Below are 11,943 nucleotides of genomic sequence, written 5' to 3' on the forward strand. Positions count from 1 at the left end.
CGCCCGCGCCCGCGCCCGCGCCAAGATCTACGCAACTTCCCCGATGTTGCTGCCTCCGACACGCGAGAGGCAGCAACATCCCCGATGCTGCGCGGATCTTGACGACGAACCCTGCCTCCGGGGAGACCGGGACCCGGGTTTGGGCGCCCACGGCCACCAAGATCACGCTCGATCCAGGATGTAGTGGCATCGCCGACGCGCCGATACCACTACAACCAGGATGTTGCGCGATCTTGCAGGCGGCGCAGCGACACGGGGGCGCGGGCGCACGGCGGCACGAACGCACGAACGCACGGGGGCACGGGGCGCGAACGCACGGGGGCACGGGGGCGCGGACGCACGGCGGCACGAACGCACGGGGGCACGGGGCGCGAACGCACGGCGGCACGGACGCACGGCGGCACGGGGATCGAGCGCGCGGTGGCGCGGACGGGGCCGTTCGTGGGTGTCCCCAGCGTGGGGGGTCAGGCGTTGCGGGCGAGGTGAGTGGTGATGGCGGTGGCGAGGCGGTCGGGGGCTCCGTCCGCGTACCCGATGAAGAGCGACGGCTCGGTCAGCTCCAGCTCGACCAGGACCGGCTCGCCGTCCGGGCCGGGGATCAGGTCGACCCGGGCGTAGAGCAGCTGTCGGGTGCCCCCGGGCACCGTCGCGAGGGTCTGCTCGGCCACCGCCAGCTGTTCGGGCCGGGCGGTGCGGGCGGTGATCTCTTCGGCCTTGTAGAGCCCGTCCGGGCCGAGGTCGGGCCCGGACAGCATCGGACCCTTGCGGATCGCGTGGCTGAACGCGAGCCCTTCCGGGCCGGCCAGGAAGAGCAGGGCCGTCTCGCCCTCGGTGTCGACGGCACGCAGGTACGGCTGGACCATCGTCACCCGGCCGGCCTCGGAGAGCCGGCGAACGTGTGCGGCGGCCAGGTCCCGGTGTTCCGGGTCGGCCAGGTCGTACCGGCCGGTGTCCTGACTGCCGGCGCTGACCGCGGGCTTGAGCACGTACTCGCCGGTCTCGGCGGGCAGCTGCCAGCTCTCCCCCGGCTCGATCCAGGAGGTCGGCACGGTTGGCACCCCGGCGGCGCTCAGCTCGGCGAGGTAGCGCTTGTCGGTGTTCCATCGGACCACGTCGGCCGGGTTGACCAGTGCCGGAACGGTGGACGCCCAGGACACGAACTCGTCGCGGCGTAGCGCGTAGTCCCAGGGTGAGCGGAGCACGACCAGGTCGTAGGACGACCAGTCGACGTCGGGGTCGTCCCAGATCACGGTCTGCACGGCGACGCCACGGGCGGCGAGTGGGGCGAGGACCAGCCGGTCGTCCGGGTCGAGGTCGGCCAGGTCGGCGCAGGTGACGAGAGCGACCCGGGGTTCCCCCCGGGTCGACTGGTGATGTGTGGTCAATTCAGCTGTCTGTTCAGCGGGCCATCGTGCGGCGAGCCATCGACCGCCAGAGGTCGTTGCTCGGACGCATCTGGTCCATCAGTTCACGCTCCCAGGCGTTCTCGACGGTGACTCCCGCCTTGGCGCACGCCTCCCGGGCGGTGACGGTGTCGTCGGCGAACTGGTCGCCCCACTCACCGTCGGAACCCACCAGGACGATCCGTGCGCCACGCTTGCCGACGTACTCGATGACCGCCTTCGCGCCGCCGTGTCCGGCCGCGAACGCCTTGAGGCCCGCGACCAGGCCTTGGGGCGCCTGCTCGCCAGCGGTCTGCTCGGCCGTCAGCGTCGTATCGGAACCATCTGCCATGACGCGAAGCCTAAGCAGAGTTGCACCCCGTGGGGCCAGAACCATGAACCTTTTGTGATGCCAATTACCTACGGGTTTAAGGACAAGCACAGGTTAACTGTCCGGTTATATTGGGACTTTTGCGCTCAAAGAGCGTTGGCGAATCGCTCCCGAACCGCCCCGAGTTGAGCCGATCCGACTCATGCCGAAAGTTACTCTGATGTGACATTAAACCCGGACAACTCATCCACGTCCATGATTAGTCAGTAGATCATCGGCACCAACACTCGGTCACCAGCCGGCGGGCGGCGCGGGGGCGGTCAAGCCAGAGCCGCGGCGCGAAAGCCGACAGCCACCGGAAAGCCGACGGGCAGCGACGTCGCACCAGACCCGACGGGCGAGGCATCCGCACCAGACCCGAAGAGCAGAGCCAGACCGAGCAGAGCCGGACCGAGCAAAGCCAGACCAAGCAGAGCCAGACCGGGCAAGCCAGACCAAGCAAAGCCAGACCAAGCAAAGCCAGACCGAGCAAAGCCAGACCCGAAGGGCAGCGCCAGACCCAAAGGACAGCGCCGGGCGCGGGACGGTCAGATCAGCGCGTCGAGCGCGACGGCCACGAAGACGATCGTCAGGTACGTCGTCGACCAGTGGAACAGCCGCATCGGCTTGACCGCCTCGCCGCGCGTCGCGCGCCGGCAGAGCCGGTGTGCCTCGACCACGAAGATGGCGCCCACCACCAGGGTCGGCACCCCGTAGATCGCGCTCAGCCCCAGCGGCCAGACGGCCAGGGAGGTGAGCACGGTGAGCCACGCGAAGATCAGGATCTCGGCGTTCACCCGGCGGATCGAGGCCACCACCGGCAGCATCGGGATGCCGGCCCGGGCGTAGTCGTCCTTGTACTTCATGGCGAGCGGGTAGAAGTGCGGCATCTGCCAGAAGAAGACCACCGCGAACAGCCCCCAGGCGGCCGGCGCCAGCGAGCCGGTCACCGCCGCCCAGCCGATCAGCACGGGTGCCGCACCGCAGGCGCCGCCCCAGAAGGTGTTCGTCGGCGTGGAGCGCTTGAGCCACAGGGTGTAGACGAGGTCGTAGTAGGCGATCGCGGCGAGGGTCAGCCCGGCGGCCAGCAGGTTGGTGAACGCCGCCATCAGGGCCACCGACACCACCGCCAGCACCAGACCGAAGATCAGCGCGCTTCGCGGCGACACGGTGTGCGCCGGCAGCGGCCGACGCTTGGTACGCCGCATCAGCTGATCGATGTCGCGGTCGATGTAGCAGTTGAGGACGCTGGCCGCGCCGGCGGCGAGCGAGCCGCCGATCAGCACGATGGCCATCAGCCACAGCGACGGCAGCCCGCCCTCGGCGAGCATCATCGCCGGGATGGTGGTGACCAGCAGCAACTCGACGATCCGCGGCTTGGTGAGCGCCACGTACGCCGAGATGACCGCGCGTACGTCCCGCCGGGCCACCGGGCCCTCGGCCGCCCGCGCCGGGTGTGGCCCGGCCGGGTTGCTCGCGGGGCGCTCGGTGATCATGCTCACGGATTGCCACCTTCCGGCATCGGGCACGGGGAGATCGGATCGGTCGGGACCGCAAAGGTCCGCATACCGACCCACACACTACGCGTCGTCGTTTTGGCTGCCCGGCCGACCCGACAACGGTGCGGGCCGTCACACCACCGGGTTGAACCGAGCATCTGGATGGTCACGTAGCGCACACCATGCACAGATCCCTGGGCGCACGTTTAGGGACGCTCGATAAGGTCATCGGTGAGGGTTCCGCCCATCTGCCGAGGAGCACAACCATCGTGGCTGTCAAACGACCCGAGCACTCCGCACTGAACTGGTCCGACCTCGATCGCCGGGCCGTAGACACCGTCCGCGTGCTGGCCATGGACGCCGTAGAGAAATCCGGCAACGGTCACCCGGGCACCGCGATGAGCCTCGCGCCCGCGGCGTACCTCCTCTTCAACCGCGTCATGCGGCACAACCCGGCCGACCCGAACTGGCCCGGCCGCGACCGGTTCGTTCTCTCCGCCGGGCACTCCAGCCTGACGCTCTACATCCAGTTGTTCCTCTCCGGTTACCCGCTGAGCCTGGACGACCTGAAGTCGCTGCGGCAGTGGGGCTCGCAGACTCCGGGGCACCCCGAGCACGGGCACACCCCGGGCGTGGAGACCACCACCGGCCCGCTCGGGCAGGGTCTGGGCAACGCGGTCGGCATGGCCATGGCGGCCCGCCGCGAGCGCGGCCTGTTCGACCCCGAGGCCGAGCTCGGCGCGTCCGTCTTCGACCACAACATCTGGTGCATCGTCTCCGACGGTGACATCGAGGAGGGCATCAGCCACGAGGCCAGCGCCCTCGCCGGGCACCAGCAGCTGGGCAACCTCACGGTGGTCTACGACGACAACGAGATCTCCATCGAGGACGACACCCGGATCGCCAAGAGCGAGGACGTGGCCGCCCGCTACGAGGCGTACGGCTGGCACGTGCAGACCGTCGACTGGCGCAGCGGTGACGCCGACCAGGGCGACTACCACGAGGACGCCGAGGCGCTGTACGCGGCGCTGGTGGCCGCCAAGGCGGAGACCGCCCGCCCCTCCTTCATCGCGCTGCGCACCATCATCGGCTGGCCCGCGCCGAACAAGCAGAACACCGGCAAGATCCACGGTTCGGCGCTCGGCGCCGACGAGGTGAAGGCCACCAAGCGGATCCTCGACTTCGACCCGGAGCAGACCTTCCAGGTCGACGAGGAGGTGCTCGCCCACGCCCGCACGGTGATGGGCCGCGGCTCCGACGCCCAGCAGGAGTGGATCGGCGCGTTCGACGCCTGGAAGAAGGCCAACCCGGAGCGCACCGCGCTCTACGAGCGGCTGGCTGGCAACGTACTCCCCGACGGCTGGACCAACGCGTTGCCGGTCTTCCCCGCGGACGCCAAGGGGGTGGCCACCCGGGCCGCCTCCGGCAAGGTGCTGGAGGCGCTCGCGCCGGTGCTCCCGGAGCTGTGGGGCGGCTCGGCCGACCTGGCCGAGAGCAACAACACCACCATGAAGGGCGAGCCGTCGTTCATCCCGGCCGCGCACGCCACCAAGGACTTCCCCGGCCACGAGTACGGCCGCACGCTGCACTTCGGCATCCGTGAGCACGCCATGGGCGCGATCCTCAACGGCATCGCCCTGCACGGCGGCACCCGCCCGTACGGCGGCACGTTCCTGGTCTTCAGCGACTACATGCGTCCGTCGGTGCGGCTGGCCGCGTTGATGAAGCTGCCGGTGACCTACGTCTGGACGCACGACTCGATCGGCCTCGGCGAGGACGGTCCGACGCACCAGCCGGTGGAGCACCTGACCGCGCTGCGGGCCATCCCTGGCCTGGACGTGGTCCGTCCCGCGGACGCCAACGAGACCGCGTGGGCCTGGCGGCAGGCGCTGGAGCACACCGACCGGCCCACCGCGCTGGCGCTGAGCCGTCAGCCGCTGCCGACCATGGACCGCGACGTCCTGGGCAGCGCGGAGGGCGTGGCCAAGGGCGGCTACGTGCTGGCCGAGGCGTCCAACGGCAAGCCTCAGGTGATCATCGTCGGCACCGGTTCCGAGGTGCAGCTCTGCCTGACCGCCCGGGAGCGGCTGGAGGCCGACGGCACCCCGACCCGGGTCGTCTCGATGCCCTGCCAGGAGTGGTTCTACGAGCAGGACGAGGCGTACCGGGAGTCGGTGCTCCCGCGCGGGGTAAAGGCACGGGTGAGCGTGGAGGCGGGCATCGCGATGTCCTGGCGCGGCGTCGTCGGTGACCTGGGCGAGAGCGTGAGCCTGGAGCACTACGGAGCGAGCGCCCCGCACACCGTGCTCTTCGAGCAGTTCGGGTTCACCCCCGACCGGATCGTGGCGGCAGCACACGCCTCGCTGGCCCGGGTGGGCGACATCACCGGTTTCACGACCGGCAACTGAGGGAGCGTGGATGGCATGACGGACAAGCTGAATGAGCTCACCGCCGCGGGCGTGGCGGTCTGGCTCGACGATCTTTCCCGGGTGCGTTTGAGTTCCGGCGGGCTGGATCAGCTGCGCCGCGAGAAGCACGTGGCGGGTGTCACCACCAACCCGACGATCTTCGCGAAGGCGCTGAGCGACGCCGACGAGTACAACTGGCAGCTGCACGACCTCGCCACCCGTGGCATCGAGGTCGAGGAGTCGGTACGCATGCTCACCACGTACGACGTGCGGTGGGCCTGCGACGTGATGCGCCCGTCGTACGACGGCAGCGAGGGCGTGGACGGCCGGGTCTCCATCGAGGTGGACCCCCGGGTGGCGCACGACAGCGACCGGACGGTGGCCGAGGCCAAGGCCCTGTGGTGGCTGGTCGACCGGCCCAACCTCTTCATCAAGATCCCGGCCACCGAGGAGGGCCTGTCGGCGATCACCGACACGCTTGCCGAGGGGATCAGCGTCAACGTCACGCTGATCTTCGGTCTGGACCGCTACTCGGCGGTCATGGAGGCGTTCCTCGCCGGTCTGGAGCAGGCCAAGGCCAACGGCCACGACCTGTCCAAGATCGGCTCGGTGGCGTCGTTCTTCGTCTCCCGGGTCGATTCCGAGGTCGACAAGAGGCTCGAGAAGGTCGGCTCCGACCAGGCGAAGGCGCTGAAGGGCAAGGCCGCGGTCGCGAACGCCCAGCTGGCGTACGAGCGCTACACCGAGGTGTTCTCCTCGGACCGGTGGAAGGCGCTCGCCGCCGCCGGAGCACACCCGCAGCGGCCGCTGTGGGCGTCCACCTCGACGAAGAACCCGGACTACCGGGACGTCATCTACGTCGAGGAGCTGATCGCCCCCGGCACGGTCAACACCATGCCGGAGTCGGTCATCCACGCGTACGCCGATCACGGCGAGACCCGCGGCGACACCATCACCGGCGCCTACGACGCGGCCCGGAAGGTCTTCGCGGACCTGGAGTCGGTCGGGGTGGACATGGACGACGTGATCGTCACCCTCGAACGCGAGGGCGTGGAGAAGTTCGAGGCCAGCTGGCAGGAGCTGCTCGACGGCGTCCGCAAGTCGCTGGAAGCGGCGGCGAAGGGCACGGGAGCGCCGAACAAGGCCGCCAAGGGCAACGCCAAGGCCGCCGAGAAGGCCGGTGGCGCATGAGCGAGCGCAGCGAGCAGCGAAGCGGAGTGACGGCATGAGCGATCTACTTTCAGGGCCGGTGGAGGCAGCCGCCGGGCTCGCCGTGTACGGCGCGGACGCGGTCGACAAGGCCGCGCCCGCCTCGACGCGGGACGCGCTGGTCAAGGCCGGTGTCCCGGGCAAGCTGGCGGGCAAGGACGCGAGCCTGTGGGGTCCGGACGCCGAGGCCGAGGCGAAGGTCCGGCTGGGCTGGGTGGACACCCACCGGCGCAGCCGTGAGCTGCTCGTGCAGTTGGCCGAGCTGACCGCTGAGCTGGCCGACCTGGATCACGTGGTGCTCGCCGGCATGGGCGGCTCGTCGCTCGCGCCCGAGGTGATCACCCGGACGCTGGGTCGACCGCTGACCGTGCTGGACACCACCGACCCGGGCCAGGTCCGGGCGGCGCTCGGTGACCGGCTGGAGCGCACCGTCGTGGTGGTGGCCAGCAAGTCCGGGTCGACGGTGGAGACCGACAGCCACCGGCGCGCGTACTGGCAGGCGTTCCTGGACGCCGGGATGACCGAGGCGGAGGCCGGTCGGCACTTCGTCATCGTCACCGACCCGGGTTCGCCGCTGGAGACCACCGCCACCGAGATGGGCGCGTTCACCGTGCTCGCCGACCCGAACGTCGGCGGCCGGTACTCGGCGCTGACCGCCTTCGGTCTGGTGCCCTCGGCGCTGGCCGGGGTCGAGGTCGCCGAACTGCTCGACCAGGCCGACGCGCTGGCCACCTCGCTCGGCGCGGACCAGAACAACCCGGCGCTGGCGCTGGGCGCCGCCCTGGGCGCGGCGGCCACGCTGGCCCGGGACAAGGTCGCCCTGGTCTCCGACGGCACCGGCATCGACGGGCTCGGCGACTGGGCCGAGCAGCTGATCGCCGAGTCGACCGGCAAGGCCGGCGTGGGCATCCTCCCGGTGGTCGTGGAGTCCCCGCAGAGCCCCGGCGCCACCGGCGCGGACGTGCTGACCGTGAGCTACGGCGGCGCGTTGGCCCCCGGTGACATGCCGGGCGGCGGCGCCGCCCCGGACGTGGCCGTCAACGGCCCGCTGGGCGCGCAGTTCCTGGCCTGGGAGTACGCCACCGCGGTGGCCGGCGTGGTGCTCGGCATCGACCCGTTCAACCAGCCGAACGTCACCGAGTCCAAGGAGAACACCAACAAGATCCTGGCCTCGGGCCTGCCGGCGGAGACCCCGTCGTTCACCGAGGGCGCGATCGAGGTGTACGCCCCGCAGGGCGCCCCGGGAGACCTGGCCGGTGTGCTGCGCTGGCTGCTCGACGGGCTGGGCGACGACGGCTACCTCGCGGTGATGGCGTACCTCGACCGGTTCGCCGACGCCGACGCGGCCCGGCTGCGGCCGCTGCTGGCCCAGGCGGGCGGGCGGCCGGTCACCTTCGGCTGGGGTCCGCGGTTCCTGCACTCGACGGGCCAGTACCACAAGGGCGGTCCGCAGGTGGGCAGCTACCTCCAGGTGACCGGCGCGGTCGCCGAGGACCTGGCGGTGCCGGGCAAGCCGTACACCTTCGGTGAGCTGCAGGCGGCGCAGGCCGCCGGGGACCGGCAGGCCCTCGCCGGTCGGGAGCGGCCGCTGCTGCGGTTGCACCTGACCGACCGGGCCGCCGGTGTCGCCCAACTACTGGACGCGGCCGGTGATCTGCGGGCGTGAGGATGGACGACGTGACTGAAGCGGAGCGAGGAGGCGGTTCGGTGAACCCGCTGCGCGACCCGCAGGACCGCCGGTTGCCCCGGATCCCCGAGCCCTGCGCTCTGGTGATCTTCGGGGTGACCGGCGACCTGGCCCGCAAGAAGCTGCTGCCCGCGGTCTACGACCTGGCCAACCGGGGGCTGTTGCCGCCGGGCTTCGTGGTGCTCGGTTTCGCGCGCCGCGACTGGGGTGACGGCGACTTCGAGACGTTGGCCTGCGAGGCTGCCCGCAAGCACGCTCGCACCCCCTGGCGGGACGAGGTGTGGGCGCGGCTGGCCGGCAACATCAAGTTCGTCGGCGGGTCGTTCGACGACGACGCCGCCTTCGACACCCTGGCCTCGACGCTTGACGATCTGCGCCAGACCCACGGCATCGCCGGCAACGCGGCGTTCTACTTCTCCATCCCGCCGGCCGCGTTCCCCGTCGTGCTCAAGCAGTTGGCCCGCACCGGGATGGCCGACAACGACAAGTCCGGCGGTTGGCGCCGGGTCGTGGTGGAGAAGCCGTTCGGCAACGACCTGCCCTCGGCGAAGGCGCTCAACGACCTCGTCGACGACGTGTTCACCCGGCAGGACGTCTTCCGGATCGACCACTACCTGGGCAAGGAGACGGTTCAGAACATCCTCGCCCTGCGGTTCGCCAACAACCTGTTCGAGCCGCTGTGGAACTCCAAGTACGTCGACTCGGTGCAGATCACCATGGCGGAGGACGTCGGCATCGGCACCCGCGCCGGCTTCTACGACACCGTCGGCACCGCTCGTGACGTGTTGCAGAACCACCTCCTCCAACTCCTCGCCCTGGTGGCGATGGAGGAGCCGACCAGCTTCGACGCCGACGAGATCCGGGCCGAGAAGCTGAAGGTGCTCAAGGCCATCACCCTGCCCAAGGACGTCGCCCGGGACACCGTCCGGGGCCAGTACCTGCCCGGCTGGGTCGGCGGCGAACGCGCTGTCGGTTACCTGGACGAGCGGGACGTCCCCGCCGACTCCACCACCGAGACGTACGTGGCGGTGCGGCTGGGCATCCAGAACCGTCGCTGGGCGGAGGTGCCGTTCTACATCCGTGCCGGCAAGCGGCTGCCGCGGCGGGTCACCGAGGTCGCCATCATGTTCAAGAAGGCGCCGCACCTGCCGTTCAACGACGCCGACATGGAGTCGCTGGGCAACAACCAGTTGGTCATCCGGGTGCAGCCGGACGAGGGTGTGGTGCTCAAGTTCGGCTCGAAGGTGCCGGGCACGACCATGGAGGTCCGCGACATCGCGATGGACTTCCAGTACGGCGAGGCGTTCACCGAGTCCAGCCCCGAGGCGTACGAGCGCCTGGTGCTGGACGTGCTGATCGGCGATCGCACCCTGTTCCCGGACGCGGCCGAGGTCGAGCAGAGCTGGCAGGTGATCGACCCCCTGGAGCACGCCTGGGAGGGCACCACCCCGGAGCCGTACCGGGCCGGTGAGTGGGGCCCCCGGGCCTCCGACGAGATGCTGGCCCGCGAGGGCCGCGCCTGGAGACGAGCATGATCGGGCTGTGGGACACCACCGGCAACGAGGTGGTCAAGGCGCTCGCCGCCGAGCGGCGCAGTGCCGGCGGGGTGGCCAGCGGGATGGCGCTCACCCTCATCGTGGTCGTGGACGAGAAGCGGGTCCGGGAGGCGGAGGCCGCGGCGACGATCGCCGCGGCGGCGCACCCGTGCCGGCTCGTGGTGGTGGTGCGCTCGGAGATCGAGCGGGACCGCAACCGACTGGACGCGGAGATCGTGGTCGGTGGCCGGCTCGGCCCGTGCGAGGCGGTGGTCACCCGGATGTACGGCCGGCTGTCCCTGCACGCGGAGTCCGTCGTGATGCCGCTGCTCGTTCCGGACGTGCCGGTGGTCACCTGGTGGCACGGCGAGCCTCCGGCGGAGATCGCCACCGACTTCCTCGGGGTGGTGGCCGACCGGCGGATCACCGACTCCGCGCAGGCCGCCGACCCGGTGGAGGCGCTGCGGCAGCGTGCCCGGGACTACGCCCCGGGCGACACCGACCTGGCCTGGACCCGGATCACCCCGTGGCGCACCCTGGTCGCCGGGGCCTTCGACACCACCAACGCCCAGGTCACCGAGGCGACCATCGTCGCGCCGCGGACCGACCCGACGGCGGCGCTGATGGCCGGTTGGCTGTCCAGCCGGCTCGGCATCACCCCACACCGGGTGGACAGCAACGAGTTCCCCCGGATGCGGGAGGTGCAGCTCAGCTGCGCCAACGGCGACCAGCTGACGCTGACCCGCGAGGACAGCATGGCCGTCTTCCGGCGGACGGGCCAGGACGACCGGGCCCTGCCGCTGGTCCGCCGCCCGCTCGGCGACGAACTGGCCGAGGAGCTGCGCCGGCTGGACGCCGACCAGGTGTACGCGGAGGCGCTGGGCGCGACGGCCGGGCTGCGAGGGCTGGAGCAGCGCCCCGCGCAGCGGGTCCACGTCTGGAAGGATCCGGCCACCGCGCAACGCGCCGAGGCCGGGGTCACCGCGCACGTCGGCACGAGCGGCGAGGGCTGAGCCCAGCCGGGGCACGACGTCGGGCAGGGCCGGTACGCACCGGCCCTGCCCCGTAACTTCCGGGGTTTCCGCCCCACCACCTCGGGCACACCGCCCCGGGCACGACAGCGACCGCCCCGCGGTCGGGAAACGAAGGCGCAACCATGAGTGAGGCGAGTGTCGCCGTCCACGCCGACGCCGACCTGCTGGCGCAGGCAGTGGCGGCCCGGTTGCTGGTGAAGCTGCTCGACGCCCAGGCCGACCGGGGCGAAGCCTCGGTGGTGCTCACCGGGGGTCGGGTCGCCGCCGCCGTGTACCGGGCGGTGGCGACGCTGCCGGCCCGTGACGCGGTGGACTGGTCCCGGGTCGACGTGTGGTGGGGCGACGAGCGGTTCCTGCCCGCCGGTGATCCGGACCGCAACGAGACCCAGGCCCGCGCCGCCCTGCTGGACGTGGTGCCGCTGGACCCGGCCCGGGTGCACCCGATGCCGGCCTCGGACGGCCCGGCCGGCAACGACCCCGAGGCGGCGGCTGCCGCGTACGCGGAGGAGTTGGCCCGCGCCGCCCGGCCCGGGCACGCCACCCTGCCGCACTTCGACGTGCTGATGCTGGGCGTCGGCGAGGACGGCCACGTGGCCTCGGTCTTCCCCGAGCACCCGGTGGGCTACGAGACCCGGCCGGTCAGCGCGGTACGGGGCAGCCCCAAGCCGCCGCCGACGCGGACCACCCTCACCCTGCCGGCGATCAACACCGCCGAGGAGGTCTGGCTGGTGGCCGCCGGCGCCGACAAGGCTCGCGCGGTGGGTATGGCGTTGGCCGGCGCCGGGCCGGTGCAGCTGCCGGCGCCGGCCAACGCCATAC

Annotated in this window: 9 protein-coding genes; 6 read left to right on the forward strand and 3 right to left on the reverse strand. The window is 71.3% G+C overall.

Annotated elements, in window-relative coordinates; translation table 11 throughout:
• Positions 1-464: 464 nt before the first annotated feature.
• The 3 genes from PSH25_RS15455 to PSH25_RS15465 form a co-directional block, all read right to left on the reverse strand.
• A complete protein-coding gene (locus tag PSH25_RS15455) occupies positions 465-1,385 on the reverse strand; it encodes an ATP-grasp domain-containing protein (protein WP_238659752.1) in 921 nt (306 codons plus the stop codon).
• Positions 1,386-1,398: 13 nt separating this feature from the next.
• Positions 1,399-1,734 (reverse strand): hypothetical protein, encoded by a 336-nt coding sequence (locus PSH25_RS15460; protein ID WP_091403682.1) that lies wholly within the window; start codon positions 1,732-1,734, stop codon positions 1,399-1,401.
• A gap of 566 nt (positions 1,735-2,300) precedes the next feature.
• Complete coding sequence (locus tag PSH25_RS15465) at positions 2,301-3,254, reverse strand: heme o synthase (RefSeq protein ID WP_238659753.1); 954 nt, start codon at positions 3,252-3,254, stop codon at positions 2,301-2,303.
• Between the two features lie 266 nt (positions 3,255-3,520).
• Here PSH25_RS15465 and tkt point away from each other — a divergent pair, with 266 nt between their 5' ends.
• The 6 genes from tkt to pgl form a co-directional block, all read left to right on the forward strand.
• Positions 3,521-5,659 (forward strand): transketolase, encoded by a 2,139-nt coding sequence (gene tkt / locus PSH25_RS15470; protein WP_238659754.1) that lies wholly within the window; start codon positions 3,521-3,523, stop codon positions 5,657-5,659.
• Positions 5,660-5,674: 15 nt separating this feature from the next.
• A complete protein-coding gene (gene tal / locus PSH25_RS15475; RefSeq protein ID WP_238659755.1) occupies positions 5,675-6,850 on the forward strand; it encodes a transaldolase in 1,176 nt (391 codons plus the stop codon).
• Positions 6,851-6,884: 34 nt separating this feature from the next.
• On the forward strand, positions 6,885-8,534 hold the full coding sequence (locus PSH25_RS15480; protein ID WP_238659756.1) for a phosphoglucose isomerase-related protein: 1,650 nt from the start codon (positions 6,885-6,887) through the stop codon (positions 8,532-8,534).
• Between the two features lie 2 nt (positions 8,535-8,536).
• Positions 8,537-10,090, forward strand: a complete 1,554-nt coding sequence (gene zwf, locus PSH25_RS15485) for a glucose-6-phosphate dehydrogenase (RefSeq protein ID WP_238659757.1) — start codon at positions 8,537-8,539, stop codon at positions 10,088-10,090.
• The gene (locus PSH25_RS15490; RefSeq protein ID WP_238659758.1) at positions 10,087-11,103 is read left to right on the forward strand and encodes a glucose-6-phosphate dehydrogenase assembly protein OpcA; all 1,017 of its coding nucleotides are present in this window, start codon (positions 10,087-10,089) and stop codon (positions 11,101-11,103) included. Before zwf ends, PSH25_RS15490 begins: the two co-directional genes overlap by 4 nt.
• A 143-nt stretch (positions 11,104-11,246) precedes the next feature.
• The coding region (pgl, locus tag PSH25_RS15495; RefSeq protein WP_238659759.1) for a 6-phosphogluconolactonase at positions 11,247-11,943 on the forward strand (697 nt) is incomplete at its 3' end.

The sequence above is a fragment of the Micromonospora foliorum genome, from assembly GCF_022229015.1.
Classification (GTDB): domain Bacteria; phylum Actinomycetota; class Actinomycetes; order Mycobacteriales; family Micromonosporaceae; genus Micromonospora; species Micromonospora foliorum.